Source organism: Salipiger sp. H15, assembly GCF_040409955.1.
Classification (GTDB): Bacteria; Pseudomonadota; Alphaproteobacteria; order Rhodobacterales; family Rhodobacteraceae; genus Salipiger.
Genome location: NZ_CP123384.1, coordinates 1,493,002 through 1,513,709, shown reverse-complemented (window position 1 = coordinate 1,513,709; position 20,708 = coordinate 1,493,002). Strand labels below are relative to the sequence as shown.

The following is a 20,708-nucleotide window of genomic DNA, read 5'->3' as shown; positions in this document are numbered from 1 at the left end:
GGTCGCGGATGGCTCAGAACTGGTCTTCCAGTTTCTTCGCCAGGTCTTCGATGTTGTCCGGCGGCCAGTCCTCGACGTCCATGCCGAGGTGCAGGCCCATGCCGGACAGCACTTCCTTGATCTCGTTGAGCGACTTCCGGCCGAAGTTCGGGGTGCGGAGCATCTCGGCTTCGGTCTTCTGGATGAGATCGCCGATGTAGACGATGTTGTCGTTCTTGAGGCAGTTTGCCGAACGCACCGAGAGTTCCAGCTCGTCCACCTTCTTGAGGAGGAGCGGGTTGAACTCGAGACCGTCGTCGTCGTCCTGACGGCCGGCGGATTCGGGCTCTTCGAAGTTCACGAAGATCGACAGCTGATCCTGCAGGATGCGCGCTGCGAAGGCGATCGCGTCCTCGGGCGTGACCGAACCATCGGTCTCGACCTTCATGGTCAGCTTGTCGTAGTCGAGAACCTGGCCCTCGCGGGTCGGCTGCACGTCATAGGCCACCTTCTTGACCGGCGAGTAGATCGCGTCGATCGGGATGAGGCCGATGGGTGCATCTTCCGGCTTGTTCTTGTCAGCCGAAACGTAGCCCTTGCCGGTGTTGACGGTCAGTTCCACGTAGAAATCCGCGCCCTCGTCGAGGTGGCAGATCACGTGATCCTTGTTCAGCACGTCGATGCCGGCGGTTTCGGTGATGTCGGCAGCCGTCACCACGCCCGGACCCTTGGCGGTCAGGGAGAGGCGTTTCGGGCCTTCGACTTCCATGCGGAGAGCCACGCCCTTGAGGTTGAGGATGATGTCGGTGACATCTTCCCGCACGCCGGCGACCGACGAAAACTCGTGCAGAACGTTGTCGATCTGCACGGAGGTGATTGCCGCACCCTGAAGGCTCGACAGCAGGACCCGACGCAGCGCGTTGCCCAGAGTCAGGCCGAAGCCACGCTCGAGCGGTTCGGCGACGAGGGTCGCAACGCGGGTAGGATCGGCGCCGGGGCGAACCTCCAGCTGGGTCGGCTTGATAAGTTCAGCCCAGTTCTTGTGGATCATGCGTCCCTCCATTCCAGTCCGTGCCCCATGTCCAAAGGCGCGGACGCCCGAGGTTGAAATGACGAGGGCAGGGCCCCGCGCACATGGCGAGGCCCCACCCCTTAAGTAAGTCCGATCAGACGCGACGACGCTTCGGCGGACGGCAGCCGTTGTGAGCGATCGGCGTCACGTCGCGGATCGACGTGATGTTGAAGCCCACTGCAGCCAGTGCGCGCAGAGCCGATTCACGACCCGAACCCGGGCCCTGAACTTCGACTTCCAGCGTCTTCACACCGTGTTCCTGAGCCTTGCGGCCAGCATCCTCGGCGGCGAGCTGGGCAGCGTAGGGGGTCGACTTACGCGAACCCTTGAAGCCCATGGTGCCGGCGGACGACCAGGAGATCGCGTTGCCCTGCACGTCCGAGATCAGGATCTTGGTGTTGTTGAACGACGAGTTAACATGCGCCACGCCAGCGGCGATGTTCTTGGAGACCTTCTTCTTGCCTCCGCGACGGGTATCACGTGCCATTGGTCAGCCTCCCTTACTTCTTCTTGCCGGCAATCGGCTTCGCCGGGCCCTTGCGGGTACGAGCGTTGGTGTGGGTCCGCTGACCGCGGACCGGGAGGTTGCGGCGGTGACGCAGGCCGCGGTAGCAGCCGAGGTCCATCAGGCGCTTGATGTTCATCTGAACTTCACGGCGCAGGTCGCCTTCGACGGTGTAGTTCGCGTCGATGTGCTCGCGGATCGCCAGTACTTCGGCATCCGAAAGCTCGTTCACGCGACGGGTTGCGTCGATGTTCACGGCTTCGCAGATGGCCTTGGCCGAGGTCGGGCCGATACCGGTGATGTAAGTCAGGGCGATGGGCACCCGCTTGTTAGTCGGGATGTTAACGCCGGCAATACGTGCCAAGTGTCTATTCCTTTCGTTGCGGTTCCGTAGCTCCAGAACCTTTTTTCACAACATGAGCCCGGAATGCGCGCGCGCCTCCGGGCCTTCCGCTGATGAGGTAATCTGCAAGACAGGCGCGGCCCGCCTCACAAACTGAGTCTCTGTAAGAGATGGGAGTGGGTATGAGGATTCGGAAAGGGCGTCAAGACCCATTTCGGAACCATTCACCGAGGCCACCCGTTTACCGTTTCATGAAGGCCACGACAACCCTCCCCCCGATCACGATCCGGCCGGTCCATGCCGCGGCGCGGCGCAATTCCCCCTCCCCTTCGCGGGGAAATGGCACCGGGTCAGCAGGTTGTGCCGCCGCATGATCTACCAGCTTCTCTATACCAGCCGCTCGAGCGAGCCGCGCGGCCATGCCTCGGATCTCGAGATCCTCGCCGGGGCGCTGACCCGCAACCGGCTGCTGGGGATCACCGGCTGCCTGCTGCGCGAGGAGACCGGATTCTGCCAGGTGCTGGAGGGCGCGAAGGAGACGGTGCGCGGGCTCTTCGAGGAGATCAGCCGCGACCCGCGGCATTTCGCGGTGACCGAGCGGATCAACCGGCTGGTGCCGATCCGCAGCTTCGCGAGCTGGAGCATGTGTTACGGAACGCTTCCGCCCGAGGACCGCGCCTTTCTCGACCGCCGCTTCGCGGGAGAGGGGCGCAACGTCTCGCTGGTCTTCGACCGGCTGCGCGAGATCGCGGTGGCGAGCTGAGGGGGATGCGGGGCGCTGCCCCGGTGCGCTTCGGCGGTCCGCATTGCAGATCCGGTGAAGCGGGGTTCCCCGGGACCCGCCCGCCTGCAGGCAGGCGCGGTCCCGGGGGAGGTCCGACTCAGGCGTCGAGCTTCTCGGCGATCGCCGCCTTGACGTCGCCGATCTCGCCCAGCCCGTCGACGCGGGTGTGCTGACCCTTGGCGTAGTAGTAGCCGATCAGCGGCGAGGTCTGCTTGTAGTACTCCATCAGGCGCTTCTGCAGCGCCTGGGCGTTGTCGTCGGCGCGCCGCTTGAACTCGGTGCCGCCGCAGACCGTGCACTTGCCATCCGCGGGGATCGGCTTGGTGATGTCGTTGTAGACCTCACCGCAGCTGCCGCAGGTGGAGCGGGCGGTGATGCGCTCGACCAGCGCATCGTCGTTCACCCGCAGCTCGACCACCTTGTCGAGGCTCTGCCCCTGCTCCTCGAGCAGGTCCGCCAGCGCATCCGCCTGCTTCAGCGTGCGCGGGAAGCCGTCGAAGATGTAGCCGGCGGCGGGGTCCGCCTCGAGCTTCTCGCGGATCAGGCCGATGACGATCTCGTCGGTGACGAGTTCGCCGCGAGCCATCACGTCGGCAACCTTCTTGCCCATCTCGGTGCCGCTGTCCTTGGCCTCACGCAGCATGTCGCCGGTCGAAAGCTGGATCATGCCGCGCTCGTCCACGAGGATGCGCGCCTGGGTGCCCTTGCCTGCGCCAGGCGGTCCAAGAAGAATGATGTTCATCGACGTGACGGTCCCTTCCGTTTGCGGGCCTTGCCCTTGCCACGCAGCTGCGAGCGCTGGATCAGGCCTTCGTATTGATGTGCGAGCAGGTGGCTCTGGATCTGCTGGATCGTGTCCATGGTCACCGAGACCACGATCAGCACCGAGGTGCCGCCGAAGTAGAACGGGATCGCGAACTGCGAGCGCAGGATCTCGGGCATCAGGCAGACCAGGGCCAGGTAGGCGGCGCCGAGCACGAGCACGCGGTTGACCACGTATTCGAGGTGCTCCGCGGTCTTCTTGCCGGGACGGATGCCGGGAATGAAGCCGTTCTGGTTCTTCAGGTTGTCGGCGACTTCATCGGTCTTGAACGACACGTTGTGCGTGTAGAAATACGCGAAGAAGACGATCATGGCCGTGAAGAACAGCAGGTAGAGCGGCTGGCCCGGACCGAAGTAGGCAAGGATCGTCGACATGATCGGCCCGGTCGAGCCGGCCTGGCTGAAGGTCGCGATCGTGGTCGGCAGCAGCAGCAGCGACGAGGCGAAGATCGCCGGGATCACGCCCGCCGGGTTCACCTTAATCGGCAGGTGCGACTGCTGCGCCTCGGTCATGCGCATGCCGACCTGGCGGCGCGGGTACTGGATGGTGATCTTGCGCAGCGCCCGTTCCATGAACACCACGAACATGATCACCACGATGACCATGAGGATCACGCCGACGATGACCGCCGGGGAGATCGCGCCCGACCGGCCGGAGGCGAAGAACTGCGCCAGGGCCGCGGGAATCTCGGCGACGATGCCGACGAAGATGATGAGAGAGATGCCGTTGCCGATGCCGCGGGCGGTGATCTGCTCGCCCAGCCACATCAGGAACATCGTGCCGCCGACGAGGGTGATGACCACCGCGGCGCGGAAGTACCAGCCCGGATCATGGGCGAGATCGCCCGCCTCGAGGCTGACCGCGAGACCGTAGGCCTGGAACAGGGCCAGGGCGACGGTGCCGTAGCGGGTGTACTGGTTGATCTTCTTGCGGCCCTGCTCGCCTTCCTTCTTCAGCTGCTCGAGCGCCGGCACCATGGCCGTGAGGAGCTGAACGATGATCGAGGCGGAGATGTAGGGCATGATGCCAAGGGCGAAGATGCCCATGCGTCCCAGCGCGCCACCGGTGAACATCGACACCATGCCGCCGATGCCCTGCCCCGCCTGCTCCATGAACTGGCGCAGCGCGGTGCCGTCGATGCCCGGAACCGGGATGTAGGTGCCGAGTCGGTAGACGACCAGCAGCCCCAGCGTGAAGAAGATGCGGTTGCGAAGGTCCGTCGCCTTGCCGAGCGCCGCCCAGCTGGTATTGGCGGCCATTTGTTCCACAGCGGATGCCATGAGGGTCCTCTCTCAGACGAAACGCCGCCGGGGCGCTTTCCGGCTCCGGCGGCGTTCGTGGAAAACATGGGGCCTTATGTAAGCGGCACAGCGGCCGCTCACAACCCGCTTATTCAGCCGCGACTGCGGTCTTCAGCGCGCCACCTGCCTTCTCGACCGCCTCGACAGCGGCCTTCGAAGCGCCGGTCACCTCGATGGTGAGGGCGGCGGTGACATCACCTTTCGCGAGAACGCGGATGCCGTCGAGCTTGCGGCGCACGAGGCCCGAAGCAACGAGGGTGTCTTCGTTGATCGAAGCGGCGTCGAGCTTGCCGGCTTCGACGAACTTCTGGATCAGGCCGAGGTTGACCACGGCGAACGACTTCCGGTTGGGCTTGTTGAAGCCGCGCTTAGGAAGACGCTGGTAGAGCGGCATCTGGCCGCCTTCGTAGCCGTTGATGGCCACGCCCGAACGGGATTTCTGACCCTTGATACCACGGCCACCGGTCTTGCCCTTGCCGGAGCCCGGACCACGGCCGACGCGTTTCTTGGTGCGGGTTGCGCCTTCGTTGTCGCGCAGTTCGTGCAGTTTCATGTCGCTTCTCCTTGCCGGATGTGCCCCCCAAGCGACGGATGGAGCAACCACGGCATTAGACGATTAAGGATTCGCGGCCAGACTCGGAAAGCCGGCCACCGGGGGCGTATAGCGTCCGGCGCGGCACGGTGCAAGGGATTAGCCCGGCCTGCCGCCATGGCGCGGAATTGGAAATGCAGTTTCGGGGAAATGGTGTGAAGAATTGGTTAGCGCGCAAAAGCCTTCGAAGGCTTTTGCAAATCCCTTCGGAGGGATTTGTCCTGCGCCCTGCCCCGCGCGCAAAAGAAAACGCCCCGGCATGAGGTCCGGGGCGCTTCCGAGATTGGCGAAGGAACGGCTCAGCCGCGCTCTTCGATGATCTCTACCAGGTGCGGGATCTTGCGAACCATGCCGCGCACGGCGGGGGTGTCCTCAAGCTCGCGGGTCTTGTTCATCTTGTTCAGACCCAGGCCGATCAGCGTCTGGCGCTGGACGGCGGGGCGACGGATCGGCGAGCCGATCTGCTTCACAACGATGGTCTTAGCCATGGATCTCAGGCCTCCTCAGCCACTTGCGACGATTCCGCGGGGGCATCGTCACGCTTGGGAAGGATGTCTGCCACCTTCTTGCCGCGACGCTGGGCGACGCTGCGGGGCGAGTTGACCTTTTCCAGCGCGTTCAGCGTGGCGCGGATCATGTTGTAGGGGTTCTGCGAACCGATCGACTTGGCGACCACGTCGTGCACGCCCAGCATCTCGAACACGGCACGCATCGGACCACCGGCGATGATACCGGTACCTTGCGGTGCGGTGCGCATCACCACACGGCCAGCGCCGTGACGGCCTTCGATGTCGTGGTGCAGCGTGCGGCCTTCGCGCAGCGGCACGCGAATCATCTTGCGCTTGGCTTGCTCGGTGGCCTTGCGGATGGCCTCGGGGACCTCCTTGGCCTTGCCCTTGCCGAAGCCGACGCGGCCCTTCTGGTCGCCGACGACGACGAGCGCGGCGAAGCCGAAGCGCTTACCACCCTTGACGGTCTTGGACACACGGTTGATCGCGACAAGGCGATCTGCGAATTCCGGGGCTTCCTCGCGTTCGCGACGGTTCCCGCGGCGGTTTTCACGTTCTGCCATCAGGCATCCCTTTTTTCAGGTTGGCGCGTGGCGGACCGGAACGGAGCCCGGGCCACATCGGCACCGATTGGACCAATCCAGGTGATCGCCGAACCGAAGTCGGACGGATCCCGGATCATCGAGGCGTTTCCGCCTGCAAAAGCGCAAGGCGGGAGGGTCTCCCGCCTTGCGGATTGTTCGACCGTGCGGCGGGTCACCCCGCCGCGACGATCAGATTTTCAGACCTGCTTCGCGGGCTGCGTCGGCCAGGGCCTTGACGCGACCGTGGAAGAGGAAACCGCCGCGGTCGAAGTAGGCTTCGTCCACACCGGCTTTCTTCGCGCGCTCGGCGATCGCGGTGCCAACCTTCTGGGCGGCTTCCACGTTGCCTTTGCCGACGACGCCGAGATCCTTCTCCAGCGAGGAGGCGGATGCCAGGGTCACGCCCTGCACGTCGTCGATCAGCTGCACGCTGATGTTCTTGTTCGAGCGGTGCACCGACAGGCGAACACGCCCGGCGTTGACCTTGCGAAGCTTGTTCCGGACGCGCAGGCGGCGCTTGAGGAACAGTTCCCGTTTGCTGAGTGCCATGTTTCGCGTCCTTACTTCTTCTTGCCTTCCTTGGCGAAGATGTATTCGCCCTTATAGCGAATACCCTTGCCTTTGTAGGGCTCGGGGCGGCGCCAGTCGCGGATGTTCGCCGCAACCTGACCGACTTCCTGCAGATCGTGACCTTCGATGATGATCTCGGTCGGCTTCGGCGTGGTGACCGTGATGCCGGCGGGAATGTCGAAGTTCACGTCGTGGCTGTAGCCCAGGTTCAGCTTCAGGGTCGAACCCTGAACCGCGGCGCGGTAACCCACACCCTGGATCTCGAGCTCTTTCTTGAAGGTGTTCTGAACACCGTGGACCATGTTCGCGATCACGGTGCGGGACATGCCCCACTGCTGGAGCGCGCGCTTCGAGTTGCCGCGCGGCGCCACAGTGATGACATTGTCCTCGACCTTGATGGTCACGTCGTCGGTCGCGTTGAAGGTCTGGGTGCCTTTCGGGCCCTTCACTTCGACGGTCTGGCCGGAGACGGATGCGGAAACACCCGACGGCAGCTCGACCGGTTTCTTACCAATACGAGACATGAGCCCCTCCTTAGAAGACCGTGCAGAGCACCTCGCCGCCAACATTGGCAGCGCGGGCATTTGCGTCCGACATCACGCCCTTCGGCGTGCTGACAATCGACACACCGAGGCCCTGGCGGACCTGCGGGATGTCACTGACACCCATGTAGACGCGACGGCCGGGCTTGGAGACCCGCTTCAGTTCGCGAATGACGGGGGTGCCGTCGAAGTACTTCAGGCTGATCTCGAGCGTGCCGTGGCCGCGCTCGTCAGTGCCTTTTTCGTAGCCGCGGATGTAGCCTTCGTCCGCGAGGACGTCGAGCACCCAGGCGCGCAGCTTGGAAGCGGGGGTCGACACGGTCGACTTGCCGCGCATCTGTGCGTTGCGGATACGGGTGAGCATATCGCCGATAGGATCGTTCATCTCATACCCTCCTTACCAGCTCGACTTGACCACACCGGGCAGCTGGCCCATCGAACCGAGTTCGCGCAGGGCGATACGGCTGATTTTCAGCTTGCGGTAGTAGGCATGGGGACGACCGGTCAGCTGGCAACGGTTGTGCAGACGGGTCGGCGAGGAGTTGCGCGGGAGTTTCGCCAGTTGCAGGCGAGCCTTGAAGCGCTCTTCCATCGGTTTGCTTTCGTCGGTCGCGATCTCTTTCAGAGCGGCGCGCTTGGCGGCGTATTGCTCCACCAGCTTCTGACGCTTCTTCTCGCGTTCGATCATGGATTTTTTGGCCATGTGTCTCGCTCCTCAGGCGTTGAAGGGCATGTTGAAATGCTTCAACAGCGCCTTGGCTTCCGCGTCGGTGTCGGCGGTCGTGGTGATGATCACGTCGATACCCCAAACCTCATCGACCTTGTCGAATTCGATTTCGGGGAACACGATGTGTTCCTTGATGCCCATGGCGAAGTTGCCACGGCCGTCGAAGGACGGCTTCACACCACGGAAGTCGCGGATACGCGGCATCGCGATGTTGATCAGGCGATCGAGGAAGTCGTACATCCGGTCACCACGCAGCGTGACCTTTGCACCGAGCGGCATGTCTTCACGGACGCGGAAGCCGGCGATCGACTTCTTTGCCTTGGTGGTGACAGCCAGCTGGCCGGCGATCTGGGTCAGGTCTTGCTGAGCCGATTTCGCCTTCTTGGAGTCGCGCACGGCTTCTGCGCCGCAGCCGATGTTCAGAACGATCTTATCGAGTGCAGGAACCTGCATCATGTTCTTGTAGCCGAACTCTTCCTTGAGAGCGGCCTTGATCGACTCGCGGTACTGCGTCTTCAGACGCGGCGTGTAGGTCGCGGTATCAAGCATCGATCACGTCCCCCGTGGTCTTGGCGAAGCGGACCTTCTTGTCACCTTCCATGCGGAAGCCGACGCGGGTTGCCTTGCCGTTGGCATCGACGATGGCCAGGTTCGACAGGTCGAGCGGCATTGCCTTCGGCATGCGGCCACCCTGCGAGGTCTGGCTCTGGCGGGTGTGACGGACGGCCATGTTGATGCCGCCGACAACAGCCTTGCCAGCCTTGGGATCGACGGACTCGATGGTCCCGGTCTTGCCCTTGTCTTTGCCGGCGAGGACGACGACCTTGTCGCCTTTACGGAGTTTCGCAGCCATTACAGCACCTCCGGCGCAAGCGAGATGATCTTCATGAAGTTCTTCGCACGCAGCTCACGAACCACCGGCCCGAAAATACGGGTGCCGACCGGCTCGCCCGCGTTGTTCAGGATGACGGCCGCGTTGCGGTCGAAGCGGATCGACGTGCCATCTTCACGACGAACTTCCTTGGCGGTGCGCACGACGACGGCCTTGCGGACGTCACCTTTCTTCACGCGGCCGCGCGGAATGGCCTCTTTCACCGAGACGACGATGATGTCGCCGACCGATGCGTAGCGGCGATGCGAGCCGCCGAGGACCTTGATGCACTGAACCTTCCGGGCACCGGAATTGTCAGCAACATCCAGATTGGTCTGCATCTGGATCATTTGGTTTCTCCCGACCTTTGGGGGTTGTTCTAGGTCTACCCCCCAGGGTTTCGATGATGCTGGGCACCACCGCAGGAAAACGCCTGGGCCCCGATCAGACGACCGGGGCTTGGACGTTTACTCTGCGATGACTTCCCAGCGCTTCGTCTTGGACTTCGGTGCGCACTCGATGATGCGAACCGTATCGCCAACAGCGAATTTCTCGGCCTCGTCATGAGCCCGGTATTTCTTCGACTTCCGCACGGTCTTTTGAAGGACGGGGTGCTTGAAGCGACGCTCGACCGAAACGGTGACGGTCTGTGCGTTTGCCGTGGAAGTCACGGTGCCTTGCAGGATGCGCTTGGGCATGTCTCGGACTCCCTTATTCGGTTGCTGCCGCGCCGGCGGCTTTTTGGTTCAGCACGGTGTTGACGCGGGCAACGTCGCGACGCACCTGGCGGATGCGTGCGGTGTTCTCGAGTGCGCCGGTCGCTTTCTGGAAGCGCAGGTTGAACGCTTCCTTCTTCAGCGCGACGAGCTCGTCCCGGAGCTGGTCCGGGGTCTTGTTCGCAAGTTCTTTGGCGTCCATAAGGTCGCTCCTTTGTTTCAACATCACCGGAGAGCCCCGTCGTGTTACGGGTCACCCTGATTCCCGGTGGAGGTGGATGAGCGGGCGATATAGGCCAGAATCCCGGCCATGACAACCCTGTAAAACAAGGCCCTTCGCGCATGGCTGGCCTGCTCGAAACGGGGGCCCGGACAGGAGCCGGAACGGGGGCCGGACGAGCGGCCCCCTGACGTTGCGGAAAGTTGCGGGATCACTCCCACTTGTAGTTGAAGCTGACCGAAATGCGCTCGTCCTCGGACATGTTCATCGGCACCTCGTGGCGCAGCCAGCTCTCCCAGAGCAGCACGTCGCCCACGGCGGGCTTCTCGTAGATGAACGAGCGCAGCTCCTCGCGGCAGCCCTTCCTGCGGGTCGGAGCGGCCATCATCATCGGCAGGCGCGGGTCCTCGAGCTTCAGCGCGCTGGCGCCCTCGGGCATCGAGACATAGGTGGTGCCCGAGATCACCGAGTGCGGGTGGATGTGCGAGCTGTGCGTGCCGCCCTCGGGCAGGATGTTGATCCAGAGATCCTCGAGCACCAGCTTCCGGTCGGCGAGCTCGAACTCGAGATCCTCGGCAAAGGCCGCGACATGGGCGTCGAGCGACTTCACCAGGTCGCCGAAGATCGGGAAGCGCCACGGCAGGTCGGTCAGCGAGGCGTAGGAGGTGTAGCCCGGGTAGTCGTTCTGCTCGCACCACTCCTGGCCCGCCTCGTCATCCTCGGCGATGGAGTAGCAGGAGCCCTCGAGCTCGTCCGCGTCGATCTCGGGGCCGTGTTCGGCGAGGCGCGCGCGGTAGAGGCGGGTGGCGAAGAGAGAGCGGATCTGGGCCATGGCACTGTCCTGAAGCGGTTGCGGCGCCGGCGGGCCTCTCGGGCCCCCTGCCCCGCGGGGATTAACGGAAAACCCCCGCCGATCGCTCGGCGGGGGCTTGTGTCATGCGGTCATCCCGAAGGGATTACCAGTCCTCGCGAACCACGACGCGCGACTTGATCGGCAGTTTCATCGCGGCAAGGCGCAGGGCCTCGCGGGCGATGTCCTCGGGAACACCGTCGATCTCGAACATCACGCGGCCCGGCTTCACTTTGCAGGCCCAGTAATCCACGGAACCTTTACCCTTACCCATACGAACTTCGGTGGGCTTGGAGGTCACGGGGGTGTCCGGGAAGATACGGATCCAGACCCGGCCCTGACGTTTCATGTGGCGGGTCATCGCGCGGCGAGCCGCTTCGATCTGACGAGCCGTCACACGCTCGGGCTGAAGAGCCTTCAGGCCAAAGTGGCCGAAGTTCAGGTCGGAACCGCCCTTGGCCTCACCTTTGATGCGGCCCTTGAACATCTTCCGGAATTTAGTGCGTTTCGGTTGAAGCATCTCTCAAACCTCCTCAGCGACGGCCGCCCATGGCGCCGCGCGGAGCCGGACCGTCCTGCAGTTCCGCGGACTTACGGTCGCGGGCTGCCGGGTCATGCTCCATGATCTCGCCTTTGAAGATCCAGACCTTGATCCCGATGATACCATAGGGGGTCGTGGCTTCGACGTGCGAGTAATCGATGTCGGCGCGCAGGGTGTGCAGGGGCACACGGCCTTCGCGATACCACTCGGTACGAGCAATCTCGGCACCGCCGAGACGGCCAGCGACGTTCACGCGGATGCCCAGGGCGCCCATGCGCATGGCGTTCTGCACGGCACGCTTCATGGCACGACGGAAGGACACACGGCGCTCGAGCTGCTGCGCGATGCTCTCACCCACGAGGCGGGCGTCGAGCTCGGGCTTGCGCACTTCAACGATGTTGAGGTGCAGCTCGGAGTCGGTCATCTTCGCCAGCTTCTTGCGCAGGACTTCGATGTCCGCGCCTTTCTTGCCGATGATGACGCCGGGGCGTGCGGTGTGGATCGTGACGCGGCACTTCTTGTGCGGACGCTCGATGATCACACGTGCGACGCCGGCCTGCTTGCACTCTTCGTGGATGAAATCGCGGATCGCGAGGTCTTCCAGAAGCAGGTTACCGTAGTCCTTGGTGTCGGCGTACCAGCGGCTGTCCCAGGTGCGGTTGACCTGGAGGCGCATGCCGATCGGATTGGTCTTGTTACCCATTAGGCTTGCTCCTCGACCTGACGCACCTTGATGGTGAGTTCCGAGAACGGCTTGTTGATGCGGCCGAAGCGGCCACGTGCGCGCGGACGCCCACGCTTCATCACAAGGTTCTTGCCCACGAAGGCTTCGGCGACGATCAGATCATCGACGTCCAGACCGTGGTTGTTCTCGGCGTTCGCGATTGCGGACTGAAGGCACTTCTTCACGTCCACGGCGATCCGCTTCTTCGAGAAGGTCAGGTCCGTGAGGGCCCGCTCGACCTTCTTGCCGCGGATCAGCGCGGCCACCAGGTTCAGCTTCTGCGGCGAAGTGCGCAGCATGCGCAGCTTTGCCATCGCCTCGTTGTCCGCCACGCGGCGGGGATTCTTATCCTTGCCCATGGCTTACTTCCTCTTGGCTTTCTTGTCAGCCGCGTGGCCATAATAGGTCCGGGTCGGCGAGTATTCACCGAACTTCTGACCGATCATGTCTTCGGTGACATTGACGGGAACATGCTTCTGGCCATTGTAGACCGCGAACGTCAGACCCACGAACTGGGGCAGGATCGTCGAGCGGCGCGACCAGATTTTGATGACTTCGTTCTTGCCAGATTCGCGAACCTTCTCGGCCTTTTTCAGGACGTAGGCGTCGACGAACGGGCCTTTCCAGACAGAGCGCGACATGGATTACCGCCCTTTCTTCTTGGCGTGACGCGAGCGGATGATCAGCTTGCTGGACGCCTTGTTGGGATTGCGGGTCTTCTTGCCCTTGGTCGGCTTGCCCCACGGGGTAACCGGGTGACGGCCACCGGAGGTACGACCTTCACCACCACCGTGCGGGTGGTCGATCGGGTTCATGACGACGCCGCGGACGGACGGACGCTTGCCATAGTGGCGGTTGCGGCCGGCTTTACCAAGGTTCTGGTTCGAGTTGTCAGGGTTCGACACGGCACCGATGGTGGCCATGCATTCCTGACGAACCATGCGCAGTTCGCCCGAGGAAAGGCGGATCTGAGCGTAGCCACCGTCACGGCCGACGAATTGGGCATAGGTGCCCGCGGCGCGTGCGATCTGGCCGCCCTTGCCGGGCTTCAGCTCGATGTTGTGGACGATCGTGCCGATCGGCATGCCCGAGAAGGGCATTGCGTTGCCGGGCTTGATGTCCGCTTTGGCCGACGCGATCACGCGGTCGCCGATGGCGAGACGCTGGGGCGCGAGGATGTAGGCCTGTTCGCCATCGTCATACTGGACGAGGGCGATGAACGCGGTCCGGTTCGGGTCGTATTCGATGCGGGCCACGGTGGCCGACACGTCGAACTTGTTCCGCTTGAAGTCCACGATGCGATAGAGACGCTTCGCGCCACCGCCGCGGCGGCGTGCGGTGATCCGTCCGGTGTTGTTCCGGCCGCCCGATTTCGTCAGACCCTCGGTGAGGGCCTTGACGGGACGTCCTTTATACAGCTCCGAACGGTCGATCAGCACCAGCCCGCGCTGGCCCGGCGTCGTCGGCTTGTACGACTTAAGTGCCATGCTTTCTGTCTTCCGTTGTAATGCGACAGCGCCCGCGTGTCGGGCCTGCCGGAGTTTAGCCCCCCGAAGGTGGCCATTTCATAGGGCCCCGAAGGTCCCCGGCTCTGAGCCGCCGGACAGGTCCGGCGACAAAACGCGAAGCCCCGGACGAATCCGGGGCTGCTGCGGATGGCCTGCTCTAGTCAAAGAGTCGCCGAAGGTCAAGCGCTGCCACCCGGGGAAAGCGCCTCGACGCCCTTATTTGCCGAGGCTTCGGGCGCCTGGCGCCCTCCCCTCCCCGGCCGGGACCCGGACCCCGGAAAAGGAAAAGCCCCCGCAGCTGCGAGGGCTTTCCCGAACTTGTCGAAGGCGACGATCAGAGACCGGTGGTCACGTCGATCGTGTTGCCCTCTTCGAGGGTCACGTAGGCCTTCTTGACGTCGTTCCGCTTGCCGATCTGGCCGCGGAAACGCTTCACCTTGCCCTTGGTGATGGTGGTGTTGACCGCCTTCACCTTCACGCCGAAGAGCGCCTCGACGGCCTCCTTGACCTGGGGTTTGGTCGAGTCGATCGCCACTTCGAAGACCACGACGCCGTTCTCGCCGACCATGGTGGATTTCTCGGTGATGATCGGCTTGCGGATCACGTCGTAGTGTTGTGCCTTAGCGGTCATTTCAGTCGAGCCTCCAGAGCTTCGACACCCGCCTTGGTGAGCACCAGGGTGTCACGCTTGAGGATGTCATACACGTTGGCGCCGACGGAGGGCAGCACGTCCAGACCTTCGATGTTCGCGGCGGCGCGGGCGAAGCCCTCGTTCACCGAAGCACCGTCGATCACCAGGGCGCGCTTCCAGCCCAGGCTCTTCACCTGTGCCGCCAGCGTCTTGGTCTTGCCATCGGTCTCAGCGTTCTCGATGATCACGAGCGAGCCGGTCTTGGCTTTCGCCGAGAGGGCCAGCTTGAGGCCGAGAGCACGGACCTTCTTGGGCAGGTCATGGCCGTGGCTGCGCGGGGTCGGGCCCTTGTAGATGCCACCCTTGCGGAAGATCGGCGCCTTGCGGGAGCCGTGGCGTGCGCCGCCGGTGCCCTTCTGGCGATAGATCTTCTTGGTCGAGTAGCTCACTTCCGAGCGGGTCTTGACCTTGTGCGTACCGGCCTGGGCCTTGTTACGCTGCCAGCGAACCACACGGTGCAGAATGTCGGCGCGCGGCTCGAGATCAAAGATCGCGTCCGTCAGCTCGACTTCGCCCGCGGCACCGCCGTCGAGTTTGATAACGTCGAGTTTCATTCGTCGCCTTCCTTCTCTTCGACTGCGGCTTCAGCAGGAGCTGCAGCGGATTTCAGGCCAGCCGGCAGAACCGCGTTCTCGGGGAACGGCTTCTTCACGGCGTCCTTGATGGTCACCCAGCCGCCCTTGGAGCCCGGCACCGCGCCCTTGATCATGATGATGCCGCGATCGGCATCGGTCTTCACGACCTGCAGGTTCTGCGTGGTGACACGGACGGCACCCATGTGGCCGGCCATTTTCTTGCCTTTGAAGACCTTGCCCGGATCCTGGCACTGACCGGTCGAACCGTGCGAACGGTGCGAGATCGACACGCCGTGCGATGCACGAAGACCACCGAAGTTATGGCGCTTCATGGCACCGGCAAAGCCCTTACCGATGGTCGTGCCGGCAACGTCGACATACTGACCTTCGAAGTAGTGCTCTGCCGAGATCTCTTCGCCGACGGCGATGAGGTTCTCTGCGTCGACGCGGAATTCCGCGATCTTCCGCTTCGGCTCGACCTTGGCAGCGGCGAAGTGGCCGCGCATGGCTTTCGAGACGTTCTTGGCCTTTGCCGCACCGGCGCCGAGCTGAACGGCGGTGTAGCCGTCCTTGTCAGCGGTCCGCTGTGCGACGACCTGGCAACCTTCGAGTTGGAGGACGGTCACAGGGATCTGCTTGCCGTCTTCCATGAAAAGCCGGGTCATGCCGACTTTCTTTGCGATAACTCCAGAGCGCAACATCATCTGCCCCCTTACACCTTGATCTCGACGTCCACGCCGGCCGCGAGGTCGAGCTTCATCAGCGCGTCCACGGTCTGCGGGGTCGGATCGACGATGTCGAGAAGACGCTTGTGCGTGCGGATCTCGAACTGATCGCGGGATTTCTTGTTCACGTGCGGGCCACGCAGAACGGTGAATTTCTCGATCTTGTTCGGCAGCGGGATGGGCCCGCGCACGGTCGCACCGGTGCGTTTCGCGGTGTTCACGATCTCCTGCGTCGACGCATCGAGGACGCGGTAATCGAACGCCTTGAGCCGGATGCGAATGTTCTGGCTTTGCATGTTCTTTGCCCTTGTTCAGGCGTTGGAGTTGAGAGGAAGAAACAGGACCACCCTGCCCCTTCATCGAACCCGTCGGGAGAGACCGGGGTCCCGCCCTAAAATCGAAATGGGCGCCGTGACGCCCATTTCGTATAACGTGCTGGCGGGCCGGTTATACCCGGGCCCGCCGCGAGTCAAGAGATCACTCGAGGATTTTCGAGACGACGCCCGAACCGACGGTGCGGCCGCCTTCGCGGATTGCGAAGCGCAGACCGTCTTCCATGGCGATCGGTGCGATCAGTTCCACGGTGAACTTCAGGTTGTCGCCGGGCATGACCATCTCGGTGCCCTCGGGGAGGGTCACGGTGCCGGTCACGTCGGTGGTGCGGAAGTAGAACTGCGGACGGTAGTTCGCGAAGAACGGCGTGTGACGGCCGCCTTCTTCCTTGGTCAGGATGTAGACCTCGCACTCGAACTTGGTGTGCGGCTTCACCGAACCCGGCTTGCAGAGAACCTGGCCACGCTCCACGCCTTCACGGTCGATGCCGCGCAGCAGGGCGCCGATGTTGTCGCCTGCCTCACCGCGGTCGAGCAGCTTGCGGAACATTTCCACGCCGGTGCAGGTGGTCTTCTTGGTGTCGCGGATGCCGACGATCTCGAGTTCGTCGCCGACGTTCACAACGCCACGCTCCACACGGCCGGTCACCACGGTGCCGCGGCCCGAGATCGAGAACACGTCTTCGATCGGCATCAGGAACGGCTGGTCCACGGCACGTGCCGGCTGCGGGATGTACTCGTCCACGCCCGCCATCAGTTCGCGGATCTTGGCTTCGCCGATTTCCGGCTGGGTGCCGTTCATCGCGTGCAGGGCCGAGCCGGCGATCACGGGGATGTCGTCGCCCGGGAAGTCGTAGGCCGACAGCAGTTCGCGGATTTCCATCTCGACGAGCTCGAGCAGCTCTTCGTCGTCGACCTGGTCAACCTTGTTCATGAACACGACCATGGCGGGGATGCCCACCTGGCGGCCCAGAAGGATGTGCTCGCGGGTCTGCGGCATGGGGCCGTCAGCTGCGTTCACAACCAGGATCGCGCCGTCCATCTGCGCCGCGCCGGTGATCATGTTCTTCACGTAGTCGGCGTGGCCGGGGCAGTCGACGTGCGCGTAGTGGCGTGCGTCGGTCTCGTATTCCACGTGCGCGGTCGAGATCGTGATGCCGCGGGCTTTCTCTTCCGGCGCGCCGTCGATCTGGTCGTACGCCTTGAAGTCACCGAAGTACTTGGTGATCGCTGCGGTCAGCGTGGTCTTGCCGTGGTCGACGTGACCGATCGTGCCGATGTTGCAGTGCGGCTTGCCGCGCTCAAACTTTTCCTTTGCCATGATGGCCTCCTTGGTCGATGGCGGTGCGTGTGATCACGCACCCTACGGGGGGGTAGGGTGCGGGGCTGTGCCCCGCACCGCTGCTTATGCGTATTTCGCCTGGATCTCGTCCGAGATGTTCTGCGGAACCGGATCGTAGTGGTCGAACTGCATCGTGAACTGCGCGCGGCCCGAGGACATGGAGCGCAGGTTGTTGATGTAGCCGAACATGTTGGCCAGCGGCACGAAGGCCTGGACCGCAACGGCGTTGCCGCGCGCTTCCTGACCCGACACCTGGCCACGGCGGGAGGTGAGGTCACCGATGATCGAACCGGTGTACTCTTCCGGCGTGACCACCTCGACCTTCATCATCGGCTCGAGCAGCTTCGCGCCTGCTTTACGCAGACCTTCACGCATGCACATCCGCGATGCGATCTCGAAGGCCAGAACCGAGGAGTCCACGTCGTGGAACTTGCCGTCGATCAGCGCGACCTTGAAGTCGATCACCGGGAAGCCTGCCAGCGGACCGGAGTCCATGACCGACTTGATGCCCTTCTCGACGCCCGGGACGTATTCCTTCGGAACCGAACCGCCGACGATCTTCGACTCGAACGAGTAGCCTTCGCCCGGCTGGGTCGGGCTGATGACCAGCTTGACCTCTGCGAACTGACCCGAACCACCCGACTGTTTCTTGTGGGTGTAGGTGTGCTCGATCTCGTGACCGATGGTCTCGCGATACGCCACCTGCGGGGCACCGATGTTCGCCTCGACCTTGAACTCGCGCTTCAGGCGGTCGACGAGAATGTCGAGGTGAAGTTCGCCCATGCCCTTCATGATGGTCTGACCGGACTCGATGTCGGTCTCGACGCGGAAGGAGGGGTCTTCTGCGGCCAGACGGGCCAGACCCTGGGACATCTTCTCCTGGTCGTTCTTCGTCTTCGGCTCGACCGCGATCTCGATCACCGGCTCGGGGAAGGTCATGGTCTCGAGAACCACTTGCTTCTGAGCGTCGCAGAGGGTGTCACCGGTGGTGGTCTCCTTGAGACCGGCCAGCGCGATGATGTCGCCTGCGAAGGCTTCTTCGATCTCTTCCCGGTTGTTCGAGTGCATCATCATCATACGACCGATGCGCTCTTTCTTGCCCTTGGTCGAGTTCATGATCGAATCGCCCTTCTTCATCGTACCGGAGTAGATACGGGTGAAGGTGAGCGAACCCACGAACGGGTCGTTCATGATCTTGAACGCGAGGCCCGAGAACGGCTCTTCGTCCGAAGCGCGGCGCTCGATGTTCCGGGTTTCGGTCTCGTCATCCGGCGAGAAGCCGAGGTACGGCGGAACGTCGAGGGGACCCGGCAGGAAGTCGACGACAGCGTTGAGCAGGGGCTGCACGCCCTTGTTCTTGAACGCCGAACCGCCGAGAACCGGAACGAACGACAGCGACAGCGTGCCCTTGCGGATCAGCTTGCGCAGCGTCGGAACGTCGGGCTCTTCGCCTTCGAGGTAGGCTTCCATCGCCGCATCGTCCTGCTCGACAGCATTCTCGATGAGGGTTGCACGCCACTCGTCGGCCAGGTCCTTCAGGTCGTCGCGGATCGGCTGACGCACCCAGGATGCGCCGAGGTCTTCACCCTGCCAGACCCACTCTTCCATGGTCACGAGGTCGACGATGCCTTCCAGCTGGTCTTCCGCACCGATCGGGAAGTTGACGGGGACCGGGGTTGCGCCCGTGCGGTCCTTGATCATCTTCACGCAGTTGAAGAAGTCGGCACCGATCTTGTCCATCTTGTTGACGAACACGATGCGCGGCACCTTGTAGCGGTCAGCCTGACGCCACACGGTCTCGGTCTGGGGCTCAACGCCGGCGTTGCCGTCGAGGAGGCAGATCGCACCGTCGAGCACGGCCAGCGAACGTTCGACTTCGATGGTGAAGTCCACGTGGCCGGGGGTGTCGATGATGTTGTAGCGGAATTTCGTGTCCGAAGTACCTTCTTCGGTCGGATCTTCCTGCCACTGCCAGAACGTGGTGGTTGCAGCGGAGGTGATGGTGATACCACGCTCCTGCTCCTGCTCCATCCAGTCCATGGTGGCAGCGCCGTCGTGGACTTCACCGATTTTGTGCGAACGGCCGGTGTAGTACAGGATGCGTTCCGTCGTCGTGGTCTTGCCCGCGTCGATGTGGGCCATGATCCCGAAGTTACGGTAGCGCTGGAGGGGATATTCGCGTGCCATGATGGTCTGCCTTTCCGAGCTTACCAGCGATAATGGCTGAACGCTTTGTTCGCGTCGGCCATCTTGTGGGTGTCTTCGCGTTTCTTAACAGCGGAGCCACGGGATTGCACGGCATCCAGGAGTTCGCCTGCGAGGCGCTCTTCCATGGTGTGCTCGTTGCGGGCGCGCGAGGCTGCAATCAGCCAGCGGATGGCCAGGGCCTCACGGCGCTCGGGGCGCACTTCGACGGGGACCTGGTAGGTGGCACCACCAACGCGGCGCGAACGGACTTCGACGGCCGGCTTGATGTTGTCGAGCGCTTCGTGGAAGACTTCCACCGGCGCGCGCTTCACCTTGCTCTCGACGCGGTCGAGGGCATTGTAGACGATGCGCTCTGCGACCGACTTCTTGCCGTCGATCATCAGGTTGTTCATGAACTTCGTCAGAACCCGGTCGCCATACTTGGCGTCGGGCAGGACTTCGCGTTTTTCTGCGGCGTGACGACGAGACATATTCGTATCCTCTTATTTCGGACGCTTCGCGCCGTACTTCGAGCGACGCTGCTTACGGTCTTTGACGCCCTGGGTATCCAGAACACCGCGGAGGATGTGGTAACGGACACCCGGAAGGTCTTTCACACGGCCGCCGCGGATGAGCACAACCGAGTGCTCCTGCAGGTTGTGCGATTCACCCGGGATGTAGGAGATGACTTCGAAGCCGTTGGTCAGACGCACCTTGGCCACCTTACGCATTGCCGAGTTCGGCTTCTTCGGCGTGGTGGTGTAGACGCGGGTGCAGACACCGCGCTTCTGCGGGCACTGCTCGAGGTGCTGCGACTTCGAACGCTTAACTTTCGGCTGCCGCGGCTTGCGGATCAGCTGTTGGATCGTGGGCATATGGGTTGTTCCCCGTAATTCTCACATATGTGGTGCAAGGGGGAGCCCCCCATGCGGTTCAATCGATCAGGCGCCCCACGCGTCCGCGGGTCACCGGTGATGCGCCGAAGATCCGAGGACCGAAGGGCAGGAACCCTATAACGACGCAAAATACCGCATACGCCCCCGAGCACGGGTGACGTCGCGGTGGGTCTCCAGAGGATCGGGGCCAGGGACGCCG

General features: G+C 63.2%; 32 protein-coding genes. 1 reads left to right on the top strand and 31 read right to left on the bottom strand.

The window, feature by feature from the left end; genetic code table 11:
- Window positions 1-13: 13 nt before the first annotated feature.
- From PVT71_RS07435 to rpsM, 3 genes are all read right to left on the bottom strand, one after another.
- Window positions 14-1,030 carry a DNA-directed RNA polymerase subunit alpha gene (locus PVT71_RS07435; RefSeq protein ID WP_095881762.1) on the bottom strand — a complete coding sequence of 339 codons (1,017 nt, stop codon included), beginning with the start codon at window positions 1,028-1,030 and terminating at the stop codon, window positions 14-16.
- A gap of 115 nt (window positions 1,031-1,145) precedes the next feature.
- The gene (gene rpsK, locus PVT71_RS07430; protein WP_072780049.1) at window positions 1,146-1,538 is read right to left on the bottom strand and encodes a 30S ribosomal protein S11; all 393 of its coding nucleotides are present in this window, start codon (window positions 1,536-1,538) and stop codon (window positions 1,146-1,148) included.
- Between the two features lie 13 nt (window positions 1,539-1,551).
- Window positions 1,552-1,920 carry a 30S ribosomal protein S13 gene (gene rpsM, locus PVT71_RS07425; RefSeq protein ID WP_353471161.1) on the bottom strand — a complete coding sequence of 123 codons (369 nt, stop codon included), beginning with the start codon at window positions 1,918-1,920 and terminating at the stop codon, window positions 1,552-1,554.
- Between the two features lie 349 nt (window positions 1,921-2,269).
- Between rpsM and PVT71_RS07420 the strand changes: the two genes are divergently transcribed.
- Window positions 2,270-2,662, top strand: coding sequence for a BLUF domain-containing protein (locus PVT71_RS07420; protein ID WP_353471160.1), 393 nt, complete (start codon window positions 2,270-2,272; stop codon window positions 2,660-2,662).
- 118 nt (window positions 2,663-2,780) lie between these two features.
- Here the strand turns inward: PVT71_RS07420 and PVT71_RS07415 are convergent, their stop codons facing one another.
- The 28 genes from PVT71_RS07415 to rpsL all read right to left on the bottom strand — a co-directional run bounded on the left by PVT71_RS07415 (window position 2,781) and on the right by rpsL (window position 20,488).
- Window positions 2,781-3,425 (bottom strand): adenylate kinase, encoded by a 645-nt coding sequence (locus PVT71_RS07415; protein ID WP_353471159.1) that lies wholly within the window; start codon window positions 3,423-3,425, stop codon window positions 2,781-2,783.
- Window positions 3,422-4,786, bottom strand: a complete 1,365-nt coding sequence (gene secY / locus PVT71_RS07410; protein ID WP_353471158.1) for a preprotein translocase subunit SecY — start codon at window positions 4,784-4,786, stop codon at window positions 3,422-3,424. Before secY ends, PVT71_RS07415 begins: the two co-directional genes overlap by 4 nt.
- A 109-nt stretch (window positions 4,787-4,895) precedes the next feature.
- The gene (gene rplO / locus PVT71_RS07405) at window positions 4,896-5,360 is read right to left on the bottom strand and encodes a 50S ribosomal protein L15 (protein ID WP_353471157.1); all 465 of its coding nucleotides are present in this window, start codon (window positions 5,358-5,360) and stop codon (window positions 4,896-4,898) included.
- Window positions 5,361-5,698: 338 nt separating this feature from the next.
- Window positions 5,699-5,887, bottom strand: a complete 189-nt coding sequence (gene rpmD, locus PVT71_RS07400; protein ID WP_066104107.1) for a 50S ribosomal protein L30 — start codon at window positions 5,885-5,887, stop codon at window positions 5,699-5,701.
- Window positions 5,888-5,892: 5 nt separating this feature from the next.
- Window positions 5,893-6,471 (bottom strand): 30S ribosomal protein S5, encoded by a 579-nt coding sequence (rpsE, locus tag PVT71_RS07395; protein WP_095880728.1) that lies wholly within the window; start codon window positions 6,469-6,471, stop codon window positions 5,893-5,895.
- A gap of 210 nt (window positions 6,472-6,681) precedes the next feature.
- Window positions 6,682-7,041 carry a 50S ribosomal protein L18 gene (rplR, locus tag PVT71_RS07390; RefSeq protein WP_353471156.1) on the bottom strand — a complete coding sequence of 120 codons (360 nt, stop codon included), beginning with the start codon at window positions 7,039-7,041 and terminating at the stop codon, window positions 6,682-6,684.
- An 11-nt stretch (window positions 7,042-7,052) separates the two neighbouring features.
- Window positions 7,053-7,586 carry a 50S ribosomal protein L6 gene (gene rplF / locus PVT71_RS07385; RefSeq protein ID WP_353471155.1) on the bottom strand — a complete coding sequence of 178 codons (534 nt, stop codon included), beginning with the start codon at window positions 7,584-7,586 and terminating at the stop codon, window positions 7,053-7,055.
- A 10-nt stretch (window positions 7,587-7,596) separates the two neighbouring features.
- The gene (gene rpsH / locus PVT71_RS07380) at window positions 7,597-7,989 is read right to left on the bottom strand and encodes a 30S ribosomal protein S8 (RefSeq protein WP_353471154.1); all 393 of its coding nucleotides are present in this window, start codon (window positions 7,987-7,989) and stop codon (window positions 7,597-7,599) included.
- Window positions 7,990-8,001: 12 nt separating this feature from the next.
- A complete protein-coding gene (rpsN, locus tag PVT71_RS07375) occupies window positions 8,002-8,307 on the bottom strand; it encodes a 30S ribosomal protein S14 (RefSeq protein WP_353471153.1) in 306 nt (101 codons plus the stop codon).
- A gap of 12 nt (window positions 8,308-8,319) precedes the next feature.
- A complete protein-coding gene (gene rplE, locus PVT71_RS07370; protein WP_353471152.1) occupies window positions 8,320-8,880 on the bottom strand; it encodes a 50S ribosomal protein L5 in 561 nt (186 codons plus the stop codon).
- The gene (gene rplX, locus PVT71_RS07365; RefSeq protein ID WP_353471151.1) at window positions 8,873-9,184 is read right to left on the bottom strand and encodes a 50S ribosomal protein L24; all 312 of its coding nucleotides are present in this window, start codon (window positions 9,182-9,184) and stop codon (window positions 8,873-8,875) included. Before rplX ends, rplE begins: the two co-directional genes overlap by 8 nt.
- On the bottom strand, window positions 9,184-9,552 hold the full coding sequence (gene rplN / locus PVT71_RS07360; protein ID WP_023851005.1) for a 50S ribosomal protein L14: 369 nt from the start codon (window positions 9,550-9,552) through the stop codon (window positions 9,184-9,186). The genes rplX and rplN overlap by 1 nt, the downstream gene beginning before the upstream one ends.
- Window positions 9,553-9,669: 117 nt before the next feature.
- Window positions 9,670-9,900, bottom strand: coding sequence for a 30S ribosomal protein S17 (gene rpsQ / locus PVT71_RS07355; RefSeq protein WP_353471150.1), 231 nt, complete (start codon window positions 9,898-9,900; stop codon window positions 9,670-9,672).
- Between the two features lie 13 nt (window positions 9,901-9,913).
- Window positions 9,914-10,120 (bottom strand): 50S ribosomal protein L29, encoded by a 207-nt coding sequence (gene rpmC / locus PVT71_RS07350; RefSeq protein WP_066104080.1) that lies wholly within the window; start codon window positions 10,118-10,120, stop codon window positions 9,914-9,916.
- Window positions 10,121-10,349: 229 nt separating this feature from the next.
- Complete coding sequence (locus PVT71_RS07345; RefSeq protein WP_353471149.1) at window positions 10,350-10,970, bottom strand: 2OG-Fe(II) oxygenase family protein; 621 nt, start codon at window positions 10,968-10,970, stop codon at window positions 10,350-10,352.
- 124 nt (window positions 10,971-11,094) lie between these two features.
- A complete protein-coding gene (gene rplP, locus PVT71_RS07340) occupies window positions 11,095-11,508 on the bottom strand; it encodes a 50S ribosomal protein L16 (RefSeq protein WP_353471148.1) in 414 nt (137 codons plus the stop codon).
- Window positions 11,509-11,521: 13 nt separating this feature from the next.
- The gene (rpsC, locus tag PVT71_RS07335; RefSeq protein ID WP_353471147.1) at window positions 11,522-12,232 is read right to left on the bottom strand and encodes a 30S ribosomal protein S3; all 711 of its coding nucleotides are present in this window, start codon (window positions 12,230-12,232) and stop codon (window positions 11,522-11,524) included.
- Window positions 12,232-12,612 carry a 50S ribosomal protein L22 gene (rplV, locus tag PVT71_RS07330; RefSeq protein WP_353471146.1) on the bottom strand — a complete coding sequence of 127 codons (381 nt, stop codon included), beginning with the start codon at window positions 12,610-12,612 and terminating at the stop codon, window positions 12,232-12,234. The genes rpsC and rplV overlap by 1 nt, the downstream gene beginning before the upstream one ends.
- A gap of 3 nt (window positions 12,613-12,615) precedes the next feature.
- Window positions 12,616-12,894 carry a 30S ribosomal protein S19 gene (rpsS, locus tag PVT71_RS07325; RefSeq protein WP_353471145.1) on the bottom strand — a complete coding sequence of 93 codons (279 nt, stop codon included), beginning with the start codon at window positions 12,892-12,894 and terminating at the stop codon, window positions 12,616-12,618.
- Between the two features lie 3 nt (window positions 12,895-12,897).
- On the bottom strand, window positions 12,898-13,740 hold the full coding sequence (rplB, locus tag PVT71_RS07320; protein WP_353471144.1) for a 50S ribosomal protein L2: 843 nt from the start codon (window positions 13,738-13,740) through the stop codon (window positions 12,898-12,900).
- A gap of 355 nt (window positions 13,741-14,095) precedes the next feature.
- The gene (locus PVT71_RS07315) at window positions 14,096-14,392 is read right to left on the bottom strand and encodes a 50S ribosomal protein L23 (RefSeq protein WP_353471143.1); all 297 of its coding nucleotides are present in this window, start codon (window positions 14,390-14,392) and stop codon (window positions 14,096-14,098) included.
- A complete protein-coding gene (rplD, locus tag PVT71_RS07310) occupies window positions 14,389-15,006 on the bottom strand; it encodes a 50S ribosomal protein L4 (RefSeq protein WP_353471142.1) in 618 nt (205 codons plus the stop codon). Before rplD ends, PVT71_RS07315 begins: the two co-directional genes overlap by 4 nt.
- The gene (rplC, locus tag PVT71_RS07305; protein WP_353471141.1) at window positions 15,003-15,728 is read right to left on the bottom strand and encodes a 50S ribosomal protein L3; all 726 of its coding nucleotides are present in this window, start codon (window positions 15,726-15,728) and stop codon (window positions 15,003-15,005) included. The genes rplD and rplC overlap by 4 nt, the downstream gene beginning before the upstream one ends.
- Window positions 15,729-15,739: 11 nt before the next feature.
- Window positions 15,740-16,048, bottom strand: coding sequence for a 30S ribosomal protein S10 (gene rpsJ, locus PVT71_RS07300; protein WP_009503373.1), 309 nt, complete (start codon window positions 16,046-16,048; stop codon window positions 15,740-15,742).
- Between the two features lie 181 nt (window positions 16,049-16,229).
- Window positions 16,230-17,405, bottom strand: coding sequence for an elongation factor Tu (tuf, locus tag PVT71_RS07295; RefSeq protein WP_353471140.1), 1,176 nt, complete (start codon window positions 17,403-17,405; stop codon window positions 16,230-16,232).
- 84 nt (window positions 17,406-17,489) lie between these two features.
- Window positions 17,490-19,613, bottom strand: a complete 2,124-nt coding sequence (gene fusA, locus PVT71_RS07290; protein ID WP_353471139.1) for an elongation factor G — start codon at window positions 19,611-19,613, stop codon at window positions 17,490-17,492.
- A 20-nt stretch (window positions 19,614-19,633) separates the two neighbouring features.
- Window positions 19,634-20,104 (bottom strand): 30S ribosomal protein S7, encoded by a 471-nt coding sequence (rpsG, locus tag PVT71_RS07285; RefSeq protein ID WP_095880744.1) that lies wholly within the window; start codon window positions 20,102-20,104, stop codon window positions 19,634-19,636.
- A gap of 12 nt (window positions 20,105-20,116) precedes the next feature.
- Complete coding sequence (gene rpsL / locus PVT71_RS07280; protein ID WP_008883423.1) at window positions 20,117-20,488, bottom strand: 30S ribosomal protein S12; 372 nt, start codon at window positions 20,486-20,488, stop codon at window positions 20,117-20,119.
- Window positions 20,489-20,708 lie beyond the last annotated feature (220 nt).